Here is a 22394-nt window from a genome sequence, read left to right on the forward strand (position 1 = left end):
GCAGGGAATTATAGTTGTCCCCGCCACTTGGCCGCCCGATAGGTTTACGACCTACTGCGGCATTTCTGCAACGGTCGGGGTTCAACGCGATAAAAAATATCGCGATATCGAGCGGTTCTGCCCACCATACTTCTCAGGCGAGATTAATTTCCCGCAGGCGCTGAAGCAGGAAGTCATGGCTCGAAATCGGGGCGGGATGATCTTCCGGCGCAGTGGGATCGATGCAGCTTTCCAGCGTCTCGATTGTGAAATCGGGGCGAAAATGGAGGAAGAACGGCATCGAGAACCGGCTGCGATAGGCCGCTTCGCCGTGCGGATTGACGACGCGGTGGGTGGTCGAACGCAATTTGCCATTGGTCAGACGGTCGAGCATGTCGCCGATATTGATGACCAGCGCCCCTTCGGGAACGGCAACGGCCTTCCATTCCCCTTCCTTGGTCAGCAGCTCCAGACCGGCCTCTTCGGCGCCGAGCAACAGCGTGATCGTGTTGATATCGCCATGCGCCGCGGCACGAATGGCACCCTCCGCATCAGCGCCGGTCAGCGGCGGATAGTGGAGCAGGCGCATCACCGAATTGCCATCTTCCACAGTGGCGGCGAACCATTCGCGCGGCAGACCGAGGTGAAGCGCAATCGCCTCCAGCACCCGCGCGCCCGCCTTTTCGAACGCGGCATACAGCGCTTCGAACGTTTCGCGGAAATGGGCAATTTCGGTCGGCCAGATATTGGGCGGCATATATTCGGCCAGCGGATGCCCTTCGGGCAAGCTGCGGCCGATATGCCAGAACTCTTTCAGATCATGGACTTCGGCATCCTTGGCCCGCTCGGTGCCGAACGGAGTATAGCCCCGCGCGCCGCCGCCGCCCGCGATGAAATAGGCGCGCTTCACATCGTCGGGCAAAGCAAAGAACGCCTTCGACAGCTCTTCCGCCCTCGCGATCAGGTCCGCCGGGATGCCGTGGTCGCGAATGACCGCAAAACCATATTCCTCGAAGCTCCTGCCGATTTCTTCGGACACTTCGTTCAGCGGGCGGGCAATCGAAACTGTGGCGATATCAGGCATTGTCTTGGTTCTCAGTAAGGAAGGAACAGCCCGGCCAGCGCCGCGCTCATCAGGTTGGCGAGCGAACCTGCGGCAAGCGCACGCAGGCCCAGCTTCGCGATCACCGGGCGTTGATCGGGGGCCAGCCCGCCAGTCACCGCCATCTGGATCGCAATCGAAGAGAAGTTGGCGAAACCGCACAGCGCAAACGTGATGATCGCACGGCTGCGTTCGTTCAGCACGTCCGCCCCCATCTGGCCGAGGTCGATAAAGGCAACGAATTCATTGAGCACGACTTTCGTGCCGAATAATCCACCTGCCGCCGGCGCCTGATCCCAGGGAATGCCGATCAGGAACATGACCGGCGCGAAGATCGTTCCAATAGCGGCCTGGAAGCTCCAGCCTTCCTGTCCGAACAGATGGCCGACCCAGCCCAGGAAGCCGTTGGCCAGCGCGACCAGAGCGACGAAGGCGAGCAACATCGCGCCGACTGCCACGGCCAGCTTCACGCCCGTCTGCGCGCCTTGTGCGGCGGCTTCGATCAGGTTGGCCGGACGCTGTCCTTCCTCGAAGGTCTCCGCCACCCTCACTTCGTCGGGCTTGCCGCCTTCCACCAATGCCGCAGGGCCTTCGGCGCTAATGCGCGAACGGGGAAGATCGATTTCCCCTTCTGCCGCGGCAGACGGTTCGCGTTCGTCGGGCATGATGATCTTGGCCATCAGGATCCCGCCCGGTGCTGACATGAACGCGGCGGCCAGCAGAAAAGGCAGGTATTTTTCGCCGAGCAGCCCGGCATACGCCGCCAGAATCGTGCCCGCGACACCAGCCATGCCAACAGTCATCAGCGTGAACAGTCGGCTTGGCGCGAGCCCGGCGAGATAGGGGCGTACCACCAGCGGGCTTTCCGACTGACCGACGAAGATATTGGCCGCTGCGCCCAGCGCCTCGACCCGGCTGACCCCGGTCACCCAACCGATCGCCCCGCCGACCCAGCGCACCACACGCTGCATGATGCCGAGGTGGTAGAGAATCGATACCAGCGACGCGAAGAAGATGATCACCGGCAATGCGCCCAGCGCAAATGTGTTTTTCAGCGGATTGTCCGCTCCGAAAAGAAACGCAGTGCCTTCATTGGCATAGCTGAGCAGCGCGGCCACCCCGCCGGCCATTGCCTTGATCCCCGCTACGCCCCACGGCGTTCTCAGCACCAGGAATGCGAGAAAGGCCTGGAGCGCAAATGCAGCCCCGACAATACGGAGTTGGATGCGGCGTTTGCCGTTGGAAAGAAGGAAGGCGATTGCCAGGATCGCAACGATCCCGAGCAGACTGGCAAGGACTGGCGGCATGAGCCTCCCATGCGGTTGCGGTTGTAACCGGAATATTACACTTAGCGCTCTGGCCTTTTCGGTCTCCACAGTCAAACGCGCAAGGGGACATCTGCACGGCTTCCCTTTTGGGACGCACAGTGCCAAATCCTGCCGCCATGACAGAGACTTCCCACGCCGAGCCGCAAAGTCCGCCGATTCCCCGCGCGCTATTCGTCTATCTTCTGCTTTATGGTGGGATGACTGTGCTGGCGGGGATGCTGGCGTTCAAGCAGGTGCAGTTGTGGCCCACCAATCTGGCGGTGGAAGCAGGGATTTTCTCGTTCCTGATTCTGGTCGTGATATCGAGCACGGTGGCCCAGCTCTATGGCCGGTCGCTGGCTAACAAGCTGGTTTGGTGGGGTTTTATTCCACTGCTGATTGCATCGATGCTGATGCAGCTGGTGCTCAAATTGCCCCCTTCGGTGGAGATGCTGCAATTCCGGGCCGACGATCTGGCGGCGTTCGAGCGGGTCAATTCTCAGCTCTGGCGCGTGTGGATGGCGGGGCCGGCGGCGTACATCGTTTCTTTGCTGTTGAATGTATGGATTTTTTCGCGCCTGCGTGGTGACGGCAGCGGGGGCACTTTGTCGCTGATGGTGCGCGGCGCGGTGGCGAGTGCGCTGAGTCAGGCGCTCGATTCGGTGATTTTCATCACGCTGGCGTTTTATGGCGAGTTCGCGATTCGCGACCTGCTTATCGGCCAGGTCCTTGCGAAAGTGACGCTTTCTTTCGTCCTGGTGCCGTTCCTTATCACCGGCGGAGTCGCGCTGGCCCGCTGGCTCGATGCCAAAGATGCGACCGCCGCCCGCTGACGGCGGATCGAAACGACACCCGTTTCGCTTGCCTCTTCACCACCCCCTTCACCTCGATATGAGGCGAACAAGGTGTTGTTAAAACAGCAATAATCCTCCAATCCGGTGACTATTCCCCGGATTGAGGGGAAAACCCGCCATATAACACGCCGATCTTGTGTCACAGCACAGTCATACCCCGCGCTTACCGGCTCGACAGAGCATTAACAGGGTAAATGGGGCAATTAATTTATGCAGGCTTCGACAACCGCGACCGGCCTGGCATCGTCTGGCGATGGTTTGGGACTGTCGCGCACAGGCATGGCCTTTGCCGTTTTGCTGGCCGGGGTATCGGCGTGGTTTCTGGTGTGGGGCCTCGGCTACACCAATCACAGCCATGTGACGATTTTCGTGCTGGCGTCGCTGTTCGGCATTTTCATGGCCTTCAACATCGGCGGCAACGATGTCGCCAATTCGTTCGGCACCAGCGTTGGCGCGGGGACGCTGACGATCAGGCAGGCGCTGCTGGTCGCGGCGGTGTTCGAAGTGAGCGGCGCAGTGATCGCCGGCGGCGAAGTGACCGACACGATTCGCAGCGGCATCGTCGATCTGTCGGCGGTGCAGTTCGAACCGATGCAGTTCGTCTATATCATGATGTCGGCTCTGCTGGCGGCGGCATTATGGCTGATGTTCGCCAGCAAGCGCGGCTGGCCGGTATCGACCACCCATTCGATCATCGGCGGGATCGTCGGCAGCTCGATCACGCTGGGCTATGTTGCCACCGGCGGCAGCGGAGCATTCGGACTGGTGCACTGGGACCAGATCGGGACCATCGCGATATCGTGGGTGCTGTCGCCGGTGCTGGGCGGGCTGGTGTCGTATGCCCTGTTCTTCCAGATCAAGAAGCACATCCTGCAATACAACGACAAGATGAAGGAGCAGCTCGTCGGCTTCAAACAGGAACGCCGCAAGCTGAACGAAGAGCACAAGACCGCCTTCGAACGGCTGAGCGAACTGCAGAAAATCTCCTACACCAACACGATGGTCCGCGACGCGCAGATCATGCTGGGCGAAGAGGAATTTTCGAAAGAAGAGCTGGAATCGGATTACTATCGCAAGCTGCACGATATCCGCAGCCAGCGGAATTCGCTGGCCGCCTATCGCGCGTTGCAGAACTGGGTGCCGGTCATCGCGGCAGTCGGAGCAGCGATCATAACAGCGATGCTGCTGTTCAAGGGGCTGAAACATATGCACCTTGGGCTGACCACGCTGAACAATTACCTGATCATCGGCATGGTCGCGGCGGCGGTATGGATGGCGACATTCATTTTCGCCAAGACACTGAAGGGCAATTCGCTCGACCGGTCGACTTTCCTGATGTTCAGCTGGATGCAGGTGTTCACTGCATCGGGCTTCGCCTTCAGCCACGGTGCGAACGATATCGCCAACGCCATCGGCCCGTTCGCTGCGATTATCGACGTGTTGCGGACCGGCGACGTCGGCTCGCAGGCCGCGGTCCCGGCGGCAGCGATGATCACATTCGGCGTCGCGCTGATCGCCGGGCTATGGTTCATCGGCAAGGAAGTGATCCGCACCGTTGGGCACAACCTCACCACGATGCACCCCGCCTCGGGCTTTTCCGCCGAACTGTCGGCAGCGGCAGTGGTGATGATGGCATCGGCATTCGGCCTGCCGGTATCGAGCACGCATATCCTGATCGGATCGGTGCTGGGCATCGGGCTGGTCAACAAACAGGCCAACTGGGGCCTGATGAAGCCGATCGCGATGGCATGGATCATCACTCTGCCCGCAGCGGCGCTGCTGTCCTCCGCTGCGTTTCTGGTGCTGTCGAACGTGTTTTGAGGTTAGCCGGTAGCGGCGTTGGCGCAGCGCCCCCCCGCCGCGCAGGGAGGGGGTGTTGGGCGGAAGCTTGTCACACGAAGGCACGAAGGCACGGAGTGGGTTTGGTTCGGGGGTAGTCTCGCACTGCCGATGGTTGGTCCATACTATCGCGCGTGTCTCCACCCTCGTCATTGCTAGGAGCCGCAGGCGACGTGGCAATCCAGGGATCGCCCTTTGCCCCGGCCACAGCCATTGCGATGGGAGGGGCGTTCCTACGGGACTGCACCCTGAGGGAAACACGCAACTACCCATCCCGTCGCCCCGGCCCCCGAGCCGGGGCCCCGCTTTTCTTCCTACGCAACGCCGCAAAGCGAAGCTGGACCCCGGATCGGGTCCGGGGCGACGTTGTGGCTTTAGCTAGGTGGGTTCAGCCCCGGCGGGATCGCGCCCGGAGCTACCCGGAATGTCAGGCCTGTGCCACCTTGCGGCGGCGCCAGAACACCAGCGACAGCACCGCCAGCCCGAACAGCCCCATCATGCCCGGTTCGGGAACGGCGGTTCCGCCAGAGGAGCTGCTGCTCGATCCGGTCGGCGGGTTCGGGTTGGACGGCGGGTTGTAGCCACCGTTGTACGTGCCCACATGCATTTCGCCGTCTTGCTTCAGATTGCCGAAAACCGCCGAACCCTGAATATAGTTGTAGGTCTGAGCATCGGCCTTCGGTGCCAGCACCGAACCGCCCCATGCCGTGGTCAGCGACAGATTTTCCGCATCGGGGAAGTTCCAGATAACGTTTTCGCCCAGATTGTTGGTGCCGCCCAGGAAATTATCGTCGAGCCTGATCGACGGGCCTGAGACGTTGACGATCGCGGTGTCTGCGCCATTCAGATTGAACTGAATTTCGCCAATCTTGTCGAGATCGGCGGAGGTGATGTTGAACACCGCCACGCCATCGGCACCCGGCTGAGCGTTGAATGTGCCGCGATTGCCATTGATGCTCAGCGTGCTGTTGCTGTCCATCGTGCTCAGCGAATAGCTGAGGTTGCCCATCGAGGTTTCGATCAGGCTCTTCTGCTGAGTGAGGTTCTGCACGAAGCCGGGGTCCGACGCAGCAAGGCCCGAAGTGACGGTGTTGTTGTTGACGTTGGTGTTGCTGATCGAACCACCGACGAGAACCGTCTGCGGATTGCCGTTGAGGTTCAGCCCGCTGTTCACATTGCCGCCAACGACCGCACCCGAACCGTTGTTGAGGTTCTTATACCCGCCGTTGACATCGCCCACCACTGTCAGGCCCGGCGTACCGGTGCCGGAATCGACCGTAGGGCTGATCTGGTAATTCGAGGCATTGCCATCGAGATTGCCGCCAACGAACGTGCGCCCTTCCACTTCCGACGAAGAGGTCAGATCGCCCAGCACCACAAGGTTCCACGTCCGCAGCACATCGGTGCCCGCCACCATGTCCGAAGATGCCAGAATCGGGCTGGCAGAAAGCGCCAGACCCAGCGCGGCAAGGCAGGAAACGGAAGAACGGAGAGATATCACGGGGCCAAAACCTTCGAAGGGGAAACGTTGTCGGGCGCGCAGGTAGGCACGAATAAAGAAATCAAAATGCCAATTTAGCCGCCGTGCCATATCGGAACATCATTGCGGCGAACCGGGAGCGACACCGGGTCGCCCTCGCCCCGGCCACGACCGCTGCGATGGACGGAGGCATCGGGTGGAAGCTTGTCACACGAAGGCACGAAGGCACGGAGTGGGCTGGGTTCAGGGGTAGAGGACGCGCTGCCGATGGTTGGTCCATACTATTGCGCGTATCCCCACCCTCGTCATCGCGAGGAACCGCAGGCGACGTGGCAATCCAAGGACCGCCCTCGTCACAGCCACAACCGCCGCGATAGACTGCGCCCTCACGCCATGGATTGCTTCGCTACGCTCGCAATGACGAAAGGAGGAGGAACGTGGTGACCTGAAGGAAAGGAAAGGAAAGGAAAGGAAAGGAACAGCCTGCCCACCCCGTCGCCCCGGCCTCCGAGCCGGGGCCCCGCTTGTCTCCGCCCCCAACCTCGCAAAGCTAAGCTGGCACCCGGATCAGGTCCGGGGTGGCGTTGCAGCTTCGGGTGGGCGCACACTGCGGCGCTCGACCAGGCGCACGGGTACGCGGCGGGCGGCTTCGCGGGCTTCGTCGTCGGTTTCGGCGCAGACATGGGCGACCAGTACCCGGCCCGCTTCGGCAAAATCCGGCTCTATCGTGGTCAGCGGGGGATGCGCGTGTTCGCCGGCCGCCAGCCCGTCGAACCCGACCACGCCGATATCGTCGGGCACGGCAAAGCCCATGCGCGAAATCTGTTCCAGCACACCCAGCGCGATGGCGTCGTTCGCGGCGAAGATCGCGTCGGGCCGGTCGGTCTGCGCCATTACCGTTGCCGCTGCGGCGCGACCGGCGGCCACTCTGTCATCGCCCTCTGCGGGGACTGGTTTGCCCGGCTCCAGCCCGGCATTTTCCAGCGCGATGCGATACCCTTCGTACCGTTCCGCGAATTGCGGGTGGATCGCATCGACCGTGCCGACAAAAGCGATGCGTTTGTGCCCCGCCGCGATCAGGCGGTTCACCGCCAGTTGCGCCCCGCCCCGGTTGTCGGCGCGGACCCAGCGCCCGTCGTCGAACGGATCGCCCCAGAACACGCTCGGCCCCTGCAGCTCGGTCTGGCGCAGATCGGCCCATGCGGCGCGGTTGACGCTGGTGCCCATCACCACCAGCCCGTCTGCCTGACCGCTGGCGACGAAGTTCCACGAATAATGCTCCGCCTCCGACTGGAACGAGACGAGCGACTGATAGCCGCGCTCCGCCGCTGCGGCGCAGGTGCTGCCCAGCAGGGCATAGTGAAATGCGCTGACCCGCGTGGGATCGTATCCGCTGCGCCCGACCACTACGATCGCCAGCGTGCCGGTGCGCCCGCTGCGAAGCCGCGCGGCGCGAGCATCGACGTGATAGCCCAGATCGCGCGCGGCCTGTTCCACCCGCATCCGCGTTTCCGGCGTGATCGCGGGCGATCCGGCCAGCGCGCGGCTGACGGTCGACTGGCTGACGCCCGCCGCCTCCGCAACATCGATCGAAGTGACCCGGCCCCGGCCCATATACCCTCTCAGTTGTAATCCACGCCCGGCAGACCCTGTCCGCCGTCAGCGATGAAATCGTCGATCCGCCGTTCCAGTGTCGGCAACGGCACCGAGCCAAGAGATAGGACGACATCGTGGAATTTGCGAATATCGAACCGGTCGCCCAGCGCATCTTCCGCTTTGGCGCGCAGGCGCAGGATCGTCATCTCGCCCAGCTTATACGCCAGCGCCTGACCGGGCCATGAGATATAGCGGTCGACTTCGGTTTCGACTTCGTGGCGCGACAGCGCGGTGCGATCCGCCAGATAGGCAATCGCCTTGTCCCTGCTCCACCCATAGTGATGGATGCCGGTATCGATCACCAGCCGCGCCGCCCGCCACATCGAATAACTCAGCTGACCGAAGCGTTCTTCGGGGGTGCGATAGATGCCCATCTCGTTGCCGAGATACTCGGTATAAAGCCCCCACCCTTCGCCCATGCCGGAAAAATAGACGTTGCGGCGAAACTGCGGGATATCGCCGCCCACTTCGGTCTGGAACGCCGCCTGAAAGCTATGCCCCGGCTCGCATTCGTGCAGCGTCAGCACCGGGATATTGTACAGCGGGCGCGACGGCAGATCATATGTGTTCATCAGACACGCGTCGAGCCCGCCACGCCCTGCGGTGTAGAACGGCGCGATGGCATCGGGCACCGGGCGGATAGTGAACCGGCGGCGCGGCAGAAAACCGAAGTAATCCGCGATCTTCCCATCCACCCGCTTCACCGCATAGGCCGATACGCCCATCAGTTCGTCTGGCGTTTTGGCAATATATTTCGGATCGGTCCGCAGATGTTCGGTGAACTGGGCAATCGTGCCCTTGAAGTCCATCTCGTCCATCACAGCCTGCATCTGCCGTTCGATGCGCGCGACTTCGATCAGGCCGATCCGGTGGATGTGCTCGGCTGTCAGGTCGAGCGTGGTGTATTGCCGTATCTGCTGCTGGTAGTAGGCCTTGCCATCGGGCATCGTCTCCGCCTCCAGCGTAGTGCGGGTGCGGGGCACATATTCGTTGCGGATAAAGTCCAGCAAACCGGCATAGGCAGGCGTCACCTGCTGCGCGATGGCGGCGCGGCCCGCATCCATCAGCCGCTTGCGGTCGGCATCGGAAAACCGCGATGGCATCTGCCGGAACGCATTCCAGAACGGGCTCTTCTCCGGGTCGTCCACCACATAGGCCGCCAGGCTGGCATCGCGCCCCGTCAGCGTGACTTTGGGGACAGAGAACCCGCGCTTCAATCCGGCGCGGGCATTCGCCTCCTGCTCCGCGAAATAGCGCGGCAGTTGTTTGATCCGCGCGATATAGTTTTCGTATTCGGCCACCGTCTGAAACCCGCTGCGCGCATCCCAGTACGACCAGAAATTGCTGTCCGAATCGAACGGCATTTCCCATTCGGAAAAGCGCGCATCGCCAATCGCTTCTTGCAGGACAGCGCGCAGGACATCGGCATTGTCGCGCTCTGTCGGGGATAGCGATGCGGCATCGATCTCTTCCAGTCGGCGCAGGAACTCCGCCGCCTTCGCCGCACGGGCGCGGTGGGCCTTTGGAGTGACGGAGGGGATAGTCGGGCCGGGTTCGACCGATCCATCGGCATGTTCGATCCAGCCGCCATCGGCCACCTGCCAGTTCCAGTACTCGGTATAGAGCGCGCGCAAGGCCCGGTCCGCCGCACTCGCCATCGGCGCGGCCTGCGCGACAGAATCCGGTTCGGCGGCAGGGCGGTCGGCGGCATGGAGCGGCACGGTCGCCAGCAAAGCGATGGCGGCAACGGAACTGGCAAATTTCATGGCTGCTGAACGTCTCCCCTATCCGTCCGGTATCTGCGCCGGGGTCGCTCCCGTGTCAAACCTCTATTCCGGTTCGCAGTATTTCCTACACGAACCTATTTGGATAATAACCATCTCTCAACCGAACCGGAGAATGCGTCATGTCCATCCTCGAAGCGCTCGTCGGCCCCATCGCGGGGATCATCGACAAGGTCATCCCCGACAAGGAAGCGCGGGCGAAAGCGAAACTGGCCCTGCTCGAACTCGAAGGCACGCAGGAATTCAAAGCGATCGAAGCGCGCCTGTCGGCCATCGTGGCAGAGGCGAATTCCACCGACCCGTGGACCAGCCGCGCGCGGCCCAGTTTCCTCTATGTGATGTATGCCATGATCCTGTTCGCCCTGCCGGTCAGCGTCCTGTCGCTGTTCGCCCCCGGCGCGGCGAGCGGCATATCCACCGCCATGTCTGCATACCTGCGCGGCCTGCCGGGCGAGCTCTACACCCTCTTCGGCACCGGCTACCTCGGCTACACTGCCGCCCGCCAATGGGGGAAAGCGAAGGGGGTGGAGCGGTAGAATGGAGTGTTGCATCCCATCGGCGGCGAGACTAGCTTGCAGCCATGACCACCGCCGAACGCAACCGGAAGATTGCCGCGCAAATCAGCGCGACGACCAGCAAGGGATTGAAATCCCGCAAGGCTGCGCGCGACATCCTGATTGCAGAAGGCATCTACACCAGGGGCGGCAACCTGAAGGCCGAATTCGGCGGCAAAGGATGGCGCTCCAAAGCGACGGCAGCACCAGGCGACGTGAAGCATCCCGCCTGACCGCAATTCGCCATGGGGCGTCTCACCACTTCATTCGTGCTGGGCTATCATGGCTGTGATGCGGAGGTTGCGCGCGAAGCGGTCAATCGCGGCACCCCTATCCTGCAAAGCGATCGGGCATACGACTGGCTGGGGCCGGGTGCGTATTTCTGGGAATCCGATCCGACCCGCGCAATGGAATGGGCGCGCTGGAAGGTGGAACGTGGGGAATACAGCCAACCTGCCGTGGTGGGCGCGATCATCGATCTGCGGAATTGTCTCGATCTGACAAATCGCGAAGACGTGGACCTTGTGTCCCACGCCTATGATTCCTTCGCGCAGTTGCAGGATCGCGCCGGATTGCCGCTGCCCACGAACAAGTCCGTCAATGGCGACCCCAATGCCGACTTGTTGCTGCATTTTCTGGATTGCGCGGCCTTCCGCCACCTCCACCAACTCGTCGCAAAAGCCGGGATGGAGCCGTTCGATACAATCCGTGGCGTATTCACCGAAGGTGACCGGGCTTTCCCCGGTTCCGAAATTCGCCAGAAAACGCATACGCAGATTGCAGTACGCTCCAACGATTGCATCAAGGGGCTTTTCTATCCACTGGAAGACGGCGTAATCCAGTTCGCCGCGGAAACATGAACGGCACAGCCATGACCGATACGATCTATGTCCTCAACGGGCCCAATCTCAACCTGCTCGGCCTGCGGGAGCCGGAGATATACGGTTCCGACACGCTCGACGATATTGCCGGGATGCTCGAAGACCGCGCGCACGATCTGGGGCTGGAGGTCGATGTGCGCCAGTCGAACCACGAAGGGCATCTGGTCGACTGGCTACACGAAGCGCAGGCGGAAGGGGCGAAGGCGGTGCTGCTCAACGCCGGTGCCTACACCCACACCTCTATCGCGCTGCTCGATGCCATCCGCTCGATCCGCACCCCGGTGATCGAAGTGCATCTGTCCGATCCGATGACGCGCGAGGAATTCCGCCATGTCTCCTATGTCGGCATGGCCGCAGTCGACGAAGTGAAGGGGCTTGGCGCGCAAAGCTATGTCGTCGCACTGGAAAAGGCCGCCAAACTCTAGCCGCAATCGCCCTCCACCCCCTTGCCAGCCTGCTCATGGATGCCCATAGGCGGGCGCTGGACAAATCAAGAGGCACACAATGGCCGAAACCAAAGGCTCCCCTGCACGCAAGGCGGGCATGAATGTCGATACCACGCTGGTCCGCGAGCTGGCCGAACTGCTCGCCGAAACCGGGCTGACTGAAATCGAAGTGGAAGATGGCGACCGCAAGGTGCGCGTGGCGCGCGGCGGTGTGGCGGCGATGGCCGCACCTGTCGCCGCCCCGGTGGCGGCACCTGCTGCGGCGCCCGCCGCACCGGCAGCCGCCCCTGCGGAAGAAGCAGCGGCGGAAATCGCGGGCGCGCTGAAATCCCCGATGGTGGGCACAGTCTATCTTTCATCCGAACCGGGCGCTGCGCCGTTCGTGAAAGTGGGCGACAGTGTGAAGCAGGGCGATACCCTGCTGATCGTGGAAGCAATGAAAGTGATGAACCCGATCACTGCCGACAAGGCGGGCACGATCAAGGCCATCCTCGTCGACAATGCCCAGCCGGTCGAATTCGACCAGCCGCTGGTCGTGATCGGCTGAGGCGTCGGGCGAACATGGCTATTTCCCGTATCCTGATCGCCAACCGCGGTGAAATCGCGCTCCGTATCCATCGCGCGGCGAAAGAAATGGGGATCGAAACGGTCGCCGTGCATTCGACCGCCGATGCCGATGCGATGCATGTGCGGCTGGCCGATCACGCGGTCTGCATCGGTCCGCCCTCTGCGACCGACAGCTACCTCAACGTTGCCGCGATCATCTCCGCAGCCGAAATCGCGCAGGCCGATGCGATCCATCCCGGCTATGGCTTCCTGTCGGAAAACGCCAAGTTCGCGGAAATCGTCGAAGCGCACGATATCAAGTGGATCGGGCCGAAGCCCGAACATATCCGTACGATGGGCGACAAGGTGGAGGCGAAGCGCACCGCCGGGGCACTGGGCCTGCCGCTGGTGCCGGGCAGCGATGGCGCTGTCTCCGATGTCGCGGAAGCGAAGAAGATCGCCGACGAAATCGGCTATCCCGTAATCATCAAGGCCGCCAGCGGCGGCGGTGGCCGCGGGATGAAGGTGTGCGAAAGCCCCGACACGCTAGAAACCCTGATGAAACAGGCAGGTAGCGAGGCGAAGGCCGCGTTCGGGGATGCCACAGTCTATATCGAGAAGTATCTCGGCAATCCGCGCCACATCGAATTCCAGGTGTTCGGCGATGGCAACGGCAACGCGATCCATCTGGGCGAACGCGACTGTTCGTTGCAACGCCGCCACCAGAAAGTACTGGAAGAGGCGCCCTCCCCCGTCATCACCTCCGAAGAACGCGACCGGATGGGCACGATCTGCGCGAAGGCGATGGCCGATATGGGCTATCGCGGGGCAGGCACCATCGAATTCCTGTGGGAAAACGGGGAGTTCTATTTCATCGAAATGAACACCCGCCTGCAAGTCGAACACCCGGTGACCGAAGCGATCACCGGCGTCGATCTGGTGCGCGAACAGATCCGCATTGCCGATGGCAAGCCGCTGTCGGTGACGCAGGACGAATTGCACTTCACCGGCCACGCCATCGAATGCCGCATCAACGCGGAAGACCCGTTCACTTTCGCGCCCAGCCCTGGCCTGGTGCACACCTATCACGCGGCGGGCGGTATGCATGTGCGGGTCGATTCCGGGCTCTATGCCGGATATCGCATTCCGCCGTACTACGATTCGATGATCGCCAAGCTGATCGTCTATGGCCGCACCCGCGAAGGGTGCATCATGCGGCTGAAACGCGCGCTGGATGAAATGGTGGTCGAAGGAGTGAAAACTTCGATCCCGCTGCATCGCGAACTGCTCGAACAGCCCGACGTGCTGAGCGGCGATTACTCGATCAAATGGCTCGAAGAATGGCTGAAAGAGCGGGAGGACTGACTTAGTCTTTCCGCCCGCCCGCAGCTGGTCTGGCACCCCGGACTTGATCGGGGGTCCGGTTTCCCCTTGCGGCGGGGCATAGGAAGAAAAGCGAGACCCCGGCGCGCGGGCCGGGGAGACGGGTGAGTGGGTTGTGCGTTTCCCTCAAAAGCCGCCCCCACAGAAAGTCGTCCGCGACAGAGAGCCGCCCCCCCAACAGAGGGCATACCCGACCATTCGTCATTGCGAGCGTAGCGAAGCAATCCATGATGCGAGGGCGCAGCGCCCATCGCGGCGGTGGTGCCCTGGGGCGACGAGCCGGCCATGGACTGCCACCTCGCCTTCGGCTGCTCGCAATGACGAGGGGTGGCTGAGAGTGTGGGTCGGCTGGCCCGCCAAAATAGCTGACACCTGCACCTTGCCTGCTTGCACACCCGCCACCCTCTGTCCGTACCTGCACCTAAACCAGACGCCCGCTACTCGCTGCCACGCAGCAATGCCCCCAACCAACCACCACCGAGCACACACCGGCCCACCGCAGCCACGTCACCCCCGGACTTGATCCGGGGTCCAGCTTCGCTTTGCGAGGTTGCGTATGAAGAAAAGCGAGACCCGGCTCGCGGACCAGGGCGACGAACATATGGGTTGTGCGTTTCCCTCAAAAGCCGCCACTTCAGAGAACCCCGCGACAGAGAGCCGCGCCCGCCCCGCAAGGAGCCACCCTCCCCCCTCGTCATTGCGAGCGTAGCGAAGCAGTCCATGACCTGGCGGCCCCGGCCATCTCAATGGTTGTGGCCGGTCGGGGCGATGACGGGTCAATGATCGCCACGTCGCCTGCCCCCCCCTCGCAATGGCGAGTGATGAGAGATCACGCAGGCACTCGGCAATCACTCCGAGGCAGAGTCTTCCACCTGCTTTTCAGCATGATAGACCTTCACCGGTCTACTCTCGCGCGCCGCAGCGACCGATCCGGTGGCCAGCACATCGAGCGCGCGCCTGATCTGGAAGTCGGCCGTAATCGCCGCGTCATCGGGCACTGGCTCCGCGAACAGTGGCGGTGTCGGTGGATCGCCCTCGGCGGGTGGCTCGGGCCCTTCCACTTCGGTCGGCACTTCGCGCACGAGGCCCTGATCGTTATCCATCGCATTGGCCAGCGACGCCTCCGACAAAGTGCGATTGGGAGTCAGCGCCGCGCGCGCCTCTGCCGAAGTGCGCGCCACGGCAAGATCGGGCGCGATGCCGATTTTCTGGATCGATTGCCCGTCCGGCGTGAAATAGCGCACTGTAGTAACGGTGACCGCGCCCTGCGCCCCATCGGCAAGCGGGAACACACCCTGCACGATCCCTTTGCCGAAACTGGTCAGGCCGAGGATCGAGGCGCGGCGATTGTCGCGCAGTGCCCCGGTCAGAATCTCCGCCGAGCTGGCACTGCCGCCATTGATCAGCACCACCACAGGCACCCCGGTGAGCAGCGAATTGGCCTGAACCACTTTGGTCTCGGCCGCATCCTGCAACGACCGCCCCTGACGCACGATGACTGTGCCCGGTTCGAGGAAATATCCCGCCAAGGCGATGGCCGCTCTGACAAATCCGCCAGAATTGTTGCGTAAATCGAGGATCGCGCCCGTCAGCGGCCCTTCTTGATACAGTTCCGCCAGCGCATTTCCGAATTCATCCGCGGTACGTGCGCCGAAATTTGTGATCCGCAGATAGCCGACATCGCCCAATCGCCGCGAATACACGCTTTTCAGGCGGATCGTATCGCGGACGAGGGTGAGTTCGTGCGACTTCCCCTGATCGTCCCTGAACCCTACGGCAACTTCCGTTCCGATCTGTCCGCGCAACAGGCGAACGGTGCCCTGCAGCGTTTTGCCTTTGGCGGATTTGCCGTCGATCGTGTCGATCTTCCAGCCGGAAGCCACCCCGGCGCGGGCCGAAGGGCCGCCGTCGGTGGGCGATATCACGCGCGGCCAGCCGTCGGCGATTTCCAGCACGACACCGATACCGGCGAATTCGCCCGCCAGATTCTCGTCGAATTCGCGATATTCCTCCGCATTCATATAGGCGGAATGGCCATCGAGCGAATTCAGCATCGCTTTCAGCGCGGCATCGGTCAGCTTTCCCGCATCGACCGCTTCAACGTAATTGTCGGCCACGGTCTGCAATGCCTTCGCAAACAAGGCGACTTCCTGCGCCTTGTCCGGCGCGGCCCGCTGAGGGGCGGCCGTTTGCGACAGAGCCGGGTGCGCCCACACGGCACACATGCACAGCACACAAGCCAGTATATTCCGCACCAGCGAGATCATTGCCCGGCCCCGGATCAGGCTTCGTTGAGCAGCGTCAGCATCGGGGCGAGGTAACGCTTGCGGAACATGTAAGACTTGCGCCCGGTCACAATCGCATCGCGAATACCCACCAGCCGCAGTTCCGACCGCAAGCGGCAGATATAGACCTTTATCACACGATCATCGTGCGAATTGGTCCGCAAATGCGCGCGCACCACCGAACTGGCGACATAGGAATCCGCTTCCGACATCAGCAGAACCAGCAGTTTGGCACAGGCCGGCCCGGCTGTTCGCAATTTCCGCTGAATCGATGCGACCAGATATGTCCGCACGACGGCATCCATATTGTCGCCAACGACCATTTGCGGCGTGATGTTTACAGTCTGCTGCCCCGGATCCTGCGAGGGAATTGCGAGTGTGCCACTTGCAGGCAGCGTGTCGATTACTTCGCTTTCCCGCGCGATCGAGCGCGAGAACATGAATTGCGTGTCTTCGATCTGTTCTGCCAGCCAGCTTTTGCCTGAAGCGGTCGCCATTTCGCTGGCGACGCCCAGCATCTCGTCGATGCCGGACAGCAAACGCTGCAGCGCGGCGGTCGACTGGGTTTCGGTCTGGACGGTTTTGCTTTGCATCTACGCACTCCCTTGCTGCACGGAATGGGCTGATCGACCGTCGGTCGATGTCCGTTCCGCATTGTGATTGGCCGTGGCTGCCGGATCGGCGGCGTAAGGCTGGACGAATGGCCACAGGGCGAGCGCCAGAATGGCCAGTTGAAGCGCGATCGAGAGGGCAAGTAACCACGGGACCGCGGAGTTGCCCTCTCCTCCGCGATTGAGAACTGCACGCATGTTTTCCGGCTGAAGGCGGTGCGCTATCGCGCTGGCTTCCTGTGCGACAAGCGCATCTTCGTGCACTCTCGCCATGCGCTTCAGAAACACTTCGCATTGCAGCGCCAGATCTTCGCGAAAGCGGCGATCCCCGCACGCGTTGCCTGCCTCGACGCCAAGACGACCGGACACGATCGCTTCCGCGCGCGACGGCTGAACGCCAGCGGCCCGCAGCAACGTGCCCAGGCCTTCGTAATCCAGATCGTCCTCAACAGGATCGACGCCGCCTGCGCCGGGTGGCCGCTCGGCACCGCCCGTCATGGTGCCGCTCTGGGTGCGTTCAGGCCGGCCGATATGCCGACCATCTTCCAGCGCCCTTCTTCGAGGATGAAAGCGAGGTCGAAAGTCACCTGCTGCGGGTTGGTATCGAACACCCCGACCATCCGCAGGACGCCGTTTTCGATCCACGGTTCCTGCGTCCAGCGCGGGGCGTAAAGCAGGATCGGTGACAGATCGATGCCGCTTTGGCGGAATCCACTGAAGCCGCCAGCCAGTTCTTCGGGCGTGTTGGTGAGCTGGAACTGCCGCGCGGACAGCTTCACCAATACGCCGTAATCGCCCGTCCGGTTGGCCTGATCGAGCGCCGCGAGCGTCGATTGCAGCAGGATCAACTGCTGCGCTCTGCTCGGCATCGGGATCGCGGCGGGCTGCGTATTGCTGGCTTGCGCGGATGGCGCGGCCTGCTGCGCCTGCGCGCCCACCGGCGAAACAGCAACCGATGCGATGAGAGCCGCCAGCGCGCCCCCCCGACGAAGGCGTGCGTAAAGAGTATTGGTCATGCAGCTTTTCCTGTCTGAAATGTGGAGGGGCATGCTTGCCTGGTTCGTAGGGACGATATCGCGCGGGCGACTGGCCCGGCGCGAAACCTTCCCGCCCGAAGCACTTGCAAAATCGGCGCGTGAGCGAATGGACCAGTTGAAGCAGCGAAACCGGTTTGTCGGCAGAGCCAGGCCCGTGCGTCGGCCTGTCGATCTGTGTCGGCCTGTTGCGATGAAAGCGTTCGTCATCGCGCCGCCTGCGGGAATGTGGCCCAGCCGCAGCCGACAAGCGCCAGTGCTGCTTCGAACAAATGGTAGAGCGACGACGCAGGCACTGTATCGACCATCGGAACGCCGTTCTCGTCCAGATCGCTGACCCACCCTTCCGCGAAAGGGCGTCCGGCGAAACTGCTCATGATGTGTGCGGCAATCCGTTCGGCGCGCTCTGCACCTGCCTTTGAATCGTCGAGAACGGTCGCCGCGCGCAACGCTTCACAATGCGGCCAAAGGCGGTGATGGGGGCTCAAAACGGTTCCGTCGGTCCGACAGGAGTTGTAAATCAGGCCGTTTTTCGAGGACCAGCCATGTTTATCGGCAAATGCCAGCATCGAACGGGCCGGTGCATCGCAGGCAAACCCCGCCCTTGCTGCCTGCGCGAGCAACCATGCCCATTCGTACTGATGCCCCGGCTCCACTACTCCGCCATCGTGTGGCGAACGCCAGCGCATGCCGAACCATTCGAGCACCGCCCCACTGTTCGGATCGACCATGCGTGTCGCAAGTAGGTCGAGGATTTCCTCTATCCGGCCCCTGATCCGCCATTCCGGCGCCACTTCAAGAAGCGCGAGCAGCGCTTCCAGAAAATGCATGTGCGAATTCTGATCGTGTTCATGATTGTCCGACGCGGTGCGCCAGCCAGGCTGTTCGTTCAGGCGCAGGCGGCGATCGATCAGGTCGAGCGTGCGGCACGCCATATCGACCGGCATTTGCGCCCCCGACACCCGCGCCCAATGGGCACAGGCATAGAGCGCAAACGCCTGATCGTAGAGCGCGAATTCGGTATCGACCGCCTGCCCGTTACTGCCCACGCGCGCATGCCAGCCCGAAACCGTCGACCAGAAATAACGCTTCATCGCCTGCCAGCCATTTTCGGCCACGGGCAATGCCCACGTCAGCCCCGCTTCGGCAACCTGTGCGTAAACCGAAACCTGCCGCGCCACGACGCGCAGGCGCAAATATCCCGGCCATGCGGAATGACCGGCCCGATCGAGCTGCTCTGCAAAGGGCAGAATCAGATTGGGTCGCCTTTGCGCCCAATACGGAAGCGCGCTATCCGCGACCCACGCGACATAGCGTTCCACCGCGCTGGCATTCGCGAGTTCCATCGGTTCCAGCCGGGCAGACGCGGTTTGCATCCCTCTCACCGCCGCCGCCCTTTGCCGGATGCCGGATTACGGGCTGGCTTGCCGCTCGCGCGGTCGCGCAACAGCGCCAGCCGTTCCGCCACCGCTTCGATCACCGGTGCCCAATCGCCTTCATGCGTCTGGCGGAACACCCGGACATCGGGATACCAGTAACTGTCGCGCCGTTTGCGGCCCCAGCGCCAGTCGGCGCTCCGGCGCAGCATCAGCAACACCGGCTTGCCCATCGCCGCCGCGAGATGCGCGACAGCAGTATCGACCGCGACCACCACATCGAGGCAGGCAATCAGCGCCGCGGTATCGGCCAGATCGAACAGCCAGTCGCTGGTGTCGACAATATTCGGGATCGGCATCGCGCTCAGTTCCGCCACGCCGGACTTGTCGTGCAGCCCAAACCACGCGATGCCGGGCAGATCGAAGCGATGCACCAGCGCGGACGGCACCGTTTTGGAATTTCCGTCCGCCTCTCCCGGCAATACCACGCCATCCCGCCGCGCCACGGTGACCAGCCCACAGCGGAACTGCGCGGCGCTTTCGGGCGCAAGTTGCAGAAGGCGGTTGCGCCAGATTGCGATATCCGCCTCGGGCGCGGAGAGATATGGTTGCGGCCGGGCAAATCCCTCCCGCCGCAAATGGCGGGGAAGGCTGCCGATCGGTATCTGGCAATCGATTGGCCGCGCCAGTTCGAGCCAGGGCTGAAACTCTTCCCCCTCTCGCCCGGTTGTCGACACGCTCGACCACACGTGCGCTTCGGGGAAACTCGCCGCGAACAGGCGCGCCAGCGGCGGCGATACCGCAAGGTGGAGATTGGCCGGATCGCAGGGAAGATCGCCAAGACACGAAGCGAACATGATCTGATCGCCCAGCCCCTGCTCCTTATGCACCAGCAGCGAGCGCCCGTTCAACGGATCGCCGCTCCACTCGGGCATGGAATAGGAAACGATCGCCATCGCATCGTGCGGGAATATTGTGCGGCGATGCTCGAAATTATCCCAGCCCGCCGGGAATTCCTCATCGCGCAATTGCTGCATCGCGTGTTCCCACACGATAGCCGGGGCATGACCGGATCGCTCCTCCGCAGCGGCGAACCAGTGCCGCGCCTCGGCCAGCTTCCCGCAATCGTCGGCAATCTTGGCAATACGTAGTTCGAGCCCGGCCGGATTGCCGCCCGCATCCAACAACTGACTGATGCGCTGCCACGCCTCGTCATACCGCCTTTGCCGGCGCAGCAGATCGGACAGATTGTTGAGCGAGCCATGATGACGCGGATCGATCCGCAAGGCTTGCGCGTAATGCAGGGATGCCCGATCGATCCGCCCTGCCGCATCTTCGACTACGCCGCGATTGAACCATGCATCCGCGTCGGGAATCTCGGTATCGGTCGCCGCGAATTCATATAGCACACGCTCGTCTGGTGGCGATCCCAGCCCGATCGCCAGCAGTTGCAGCATAAGCGGATCCGACATCGCCTGCGGCCCTGCCGACAGGACAAGTTCGCGCGATTTCGCAGTATCGCCGCGCAAATGCGCGTCGAGCGCCTGCTGGCGGAGTGGGAGCAGGTTCACGCGCATTCTCCCACGCGTTGATCTTCTACCTTGCGGACAAGATCCTGACGAACCCGATCGATCAGGCCAGTCCAGTCACCCAGCGTATCCTGCCAGTAGAGGCGCGCGCTATCGTACCAGTAACTCGACTGCGCGCCCCATTCGCCCCAGCGGTAGTCTCCCCTGCGGTTGAGCAGTATCCAGACCGGCACACCCATCGCGCCCGCCAGATGGGCCACACCCGTGTCAACCGTAACCAGCAAGTCGAGTTGTTCGAGCACCGCCGCAGTGCGATCGAGACTGAGCAGGTCGGCGGAAATATCGATTACCCGACCCGCGACAGCATCGCCGCCTTCGAATGCTGTCAGCGGCACATTCGTGATCGCAACCGGCACGACACCATCAATGTCTACAAGACGCAGCATTTCTGCCAGCGCCATCGTTTTGTGGCGCGCCCGCATGGAGCCAGCAAATCGACCCATTGATGGGTTGGAGGCCCAACAAATCCCCACACGCAATGCGCGCTGTCCCCGCACCTGCTTATTACCTTCCGCCCAGTCAGGCCGCCGCCTCCAGAAATCGCGCGCAGCTTCCGACGGACGAAGATAGGGGGTTCCCGGAAACGCATCGCGACGGTTGCGAAACCGGCTCATCAGCGAACCGATTGCAAGCACCGAATCCACCTTCCGAACCGCACCGGCGCGGGCGAGCACATCGGCGCATTCTCTGACCCCGCTATCAGCAGGCATGGTCACGACCGACACACCGGGAAAACTGGCGCGAAACAAGCCAGCCAATATTTCATGGACCGCCAGAGTTACCTGGGCACAATTCGCCTGCAGATCAGCAATGGCAGAAGCGAACATAATCTGGTCGCCCAGCCCTTGCTCCCCATAAACAAGGACATGGTCCGAACCTGCGCCTGACCAGCGCGGACAGTCGAACGGGAAGTCGGTTACACCGCTATTGACCGATGGTTTGAACCGGGTTTCGTATTTCGGCCAAGCTTCGGCAAAATGCTGCCGGGCGAGCAGCGAGTGGAAGTGCTCCCAGTCGAGGTGCCCCCGATCTTCCACCATTTCAGTCGCGAGGGCAAACATAGCGTCGGCCTCCTCGTATCGCTCCAGATATTGCAGCGCGATCGCCGCGTTGATGTAACCGGATGGATGATCGGGCGCGATCTGTCGCAACCGTTCAGCAAGAGCGATGGCTTCATCGAAAAGTTCGTTGACCCGGAAGTTCTGCGTACCGACCGCCAGAGCATCGATATGCAAAGGATCAAGCGCCAGTGCTCGACGAGAACAGTCCAGTGCCTTATCATGCCTATCAACCCGCTCGTAGAACATGGCGCGGTGTACCCATGCCTGCGGGTTGAGCGGGGAGTTGCGACATGCTGCCGCACAATGCGCCGCTGCCAGCGCCACCCACTCATCAGTGAGCGATGCGTCCCGCAGCGTGTGCGCCAGGCCATTATCGAGATCGTGCGCGAGTATCGCTACCGCCAGTTCGCCACATCGGGCGCGGTCGCCATTATTCAACGCAGCGAGCGCGTCTTCACAGGTCGGCATTTGGTGGATGCCCGGCTCAGCCATGTTGCCCCCCTTGCGTCTTGCTGTTGGCATTGTGACAATCGTGGCGCTGAACAGACGCACCCAAAAACGGGTGGGCGCCGATCGCCGCACAGCGGAAATTCGGCACCCCTTCCCCGGGGACAATCCGAACGGGAG

Annotated in this window: 20 protein-coding genes; 8 read left to right on the plus strand and 12 right to left on the minus strand. The window is 62.4% G+C overall.

Annotated elements, in window-relative coordinates:
• Positions 1-133: 133 nt before the first annotated feature.
• Together CV013_RS11865 and CV013_RS11870 are read right to left on the minus strand one after the other, a co-directional pair.
• A complete protein-coding gene (locus CV013_RS11865) occupies positions 134-1063 on the minus strand; it encodes an isopenicillin N synthase family dioxygenase (RefSeq protein WP_102155871.1) in 930 nt (309 codons plus the stop codon).
• A gap of 11 nt (positions 1064-1074) precedes the next feature.
• Complete coding sequence (locus CV013_RS11870; RefSeq protein ID WP_102155872.1) at positions 1075-2388, minus strand: NupC/NupG family nucleoside CNT transporter; 1314 nt, start codon at positions 2386-2388, stop codon at positions 1075-1077.
• 137 nt (positions 2389-2525) lie between these two features.
• Here CV013_RS11870 and CV013_RS11875 point away from each other — a divergent pair, with 137 nt between their 5' ends.
• Positions 2526-3221, plus strand: a complete 696-nt coding sequence (locus CV013_RS11875; protein ID WP_102155873.1) for a queuosine precursor transporter — start codon at positions 2526-2528, stop codon at positions 3219-3221.
• A gap of 231 nt (positions 3222-3452) precedes the next feature.
• Complete coding sequence (locus CV013_RS11880; RefSeq protein ID WP_102155874.1) at positions 3453-5063, plus strand: inorganic phosphate transporter; 1611 nt, start codon at positions 3453-3455, stop codon at positions 5061-5063.
• 445 nt (positions 5064-5508) lie between these two features.
• Here CV013_RS11880 and CV013_RS11885 read toward each other — a convergent pair whose 3' ends face one another.
• From CV013_RS11885 to CV013_RS11895, 3 genes are all read right to left on the minus strand, one after another.
• Positions 5509-6582: a choice-of-anchor A family protein gene (locus CV013_RS11885; protein ID WP_321196969.1), complete on the minus strand. Its 1074-nt coding sequence runs from the start codon at positions 6580-6582 to the stop codon at positions 5509-5511.
• Positions 6583-7128: 546 nt separating this feature from the next.
• Positions 7129-8175: a LacI family DNA-binding transcriptional regulator gene (locus CV013_RS11890; RefSeq protein WP_102155876.1), complete on the minus strand. Its 1047-nt coding sequence runs from the start codon at positions 8173-8175 to the stop codon at positions 7129-7131.
• Between the two features lie 8 nt (positions 8176-8183).
• The gene (locus CV013_RS11895; RefSeq protein ID WP_102155877.1) at positions 8184-9983 is read right to left on the minus strand and encodes a DUF885 domain-containing protein; all 1800 of its coding nucleotides are present in this window, start codon (positions 9981-9983) and stop codon (positions 8184-8186) included.
• A gap of 140 nt (positions 9984-10123) precedes the next feature.
• Here CV013_RS11895 and CV013_RS11900 point away from each other — a divergent pair, with 140 nt between their 5' ends.
• From CV013_RS11900 to accC, 6 genes are all read left to right on the plus strand, one after another.
• The gene (locus tag CV013_RS11900; protein ID WP_102155878.1) at positions 10124-10537 is read left to right on the plus strand and encodes a holin family protein; all 414 of its coding nucleotides are present in this window, start codon (positions 10124-10126) and stop codon (positions 10535-10537) included.
• A 44-nt stretch (positions 10538-10581) separates the two neighbouring features.
• On the plus strand, positions 10582-10788 hold the full coding sequence (locus CV013_RS11905) for a hypothetical protein (RefSeq protein WP_102155879.1): 207 nt from the start codon (positions 10582-10584) through the stop codon (positions 10786-10788).
• A 12-nt stretch (positions 10789-10800) separates the two neighbouring features.
• A complete protein-coding gene (locus CV013_RS11910) occupies positions 10801-11415 on the plus strand; it encodes a hypothetical protein (RefSeq protein ID WP_102155880.1) in 615 nt (204 codons plus the stop codon).
• An 11-nt stretch (positions 11416-11426) separates the two neighbouring features.
• Positions 11427-11861 (plus strand): type II 3-dehydroquinate dehydratase, encoded by a 435-nt coding sequence (aroQ, locus tag CV013_RS11915; RefSeq protein WP_102155977.1) that lies wholly within the window; start codon positions 11427-11429, stop codon positions 11859-11861.
• Positions 11862-11940: 79 nt separating this feature from the next.
• A complete protein-coding gene (gene accB, locus CV013_RS11920) occupies positions 11941-12429 on the plus strand; it encodes an acetyl-CoA carboxylase biotin carboxyl carrier protein (protein WP_102155881.1) in 489 nt (162 codons plus the stop codon).
• 14 nt (positions 12430-12443) lie between these two features.
• Positions 12444-13793 (plus strand): acetyl-CoA carboxylase biotin carboxylase subunit, encoded by a 1350-nt coding sequence (accC, locus tag CV013_RS11925; RefSeq protein ID WP_102155882.1) that lies wholly within the window; start codon positions 12444-12446, stop codon positions 13791-13793.
• 866 nt (positions 13794-14659) lie between these two features.
• Here accC and CV013_RS11930 read toward each other — a convergent pair.
• The 7 genes from CV013_RS11930 to CV013_RS11960 all read right to left on the minus strand — a co-directional run bounded on the left by CV013_RS11930 (position 14660) and on the right by CV013_RS11960 (position 22259).
• Complete coding sequence (locus CV013_RS11930; protein ID WP_157935769.1) at positions 14660-16066, minus strand: S41 family peptidase; 1407 nt, start codon at positions 16064-16066, stop codon at positions 14660-14662.
• 26 nt (positions 16067-16092) lie between these two features.
• The gene (locus tag CV013_RS11935) at positions 16093-16689 is read right to left on the minus strand and encodes a helix-turn-helix domain-containing protein (protein WP_102155884.1); all 597 of its coding nucleotides are present in this window, start codon (positions 16687-16689) and stop codon (positions 16093-16095) included.
• The gene (locus tag CV013_RS11940; RefSeq protein WP_102155885.1) at positions 16690-17205 is read right to left on the minus strand and encodes a hypothetical protein; all 516 of its coding nucleotides are present in this window, start codon (positions 17203-17205) and stop codon (positions 16690-16692) included.
• Complete coding sequence (locus CV013_RS11945) at positions 17202-17723, minus strand: hypothetical protein (RefSeq protein ID WP_102155886.1); 522 nt, start codon at positions 17721-17723, stop codon at positions 17202-17204. The genes CV013_RS11940 and CV013_RS11945 overlap by 4 nt, the downstream gene beginning before the upstream one ends.
• A 224-nt stretch (positions 17724-17947) precedes the next feature.
• Positions 17948-19117 (minus strand): AGE family epimerase/isomerase, encoded by a 1170-nt coding sequence (locus tag CV013_RS11950; RefSeq protein ID WP_102155887.1) that lies wholly within the window; start codon positions 19115-19117, stop codon positions 17948-17950.
• 5 nt (positions 19118-19122) lie between these two features.
• Positions 19123-20688 carry a tetratricopeptide repeat protein gene (locus tag CV013_RS11955; protein WP_190276477.1) on the minus strand — a complete coding sequence of 522 codons (1566 nt, stop codon included), beginning with the start codon at positions 20686-20688 and terminating at the stop codon, positions 19123-19125.
• Positions 20685-22259: a glycosyltransferase family 9 protein gene (locus CV013_RS11960; protein WP_157935771.1), complete on the minus strand. Its 1575-nt coding sequence runs from the start codon at positions 22257-22259 to the stop codon at positions 20685-20687. The genes CV013_RS11955 and CV013_RS11960 overlap by 4 nt, the downstream gene beginning before the upstream one ends.
• Between the last annotated feature and the right edge of the window lie 135 nt (positions 22260-22394).

It is taken from the genome of Tsuneonella flava, from assembly GCF_002870965.1.
GTDB classification, from domain to species: domain Bacteria; phylum Pseudomonadota; class Alphaproteobacteria; order Sphingomonadales; family Sphingomonadaceae; genus Tsuneonella; species Tsuneonella flava.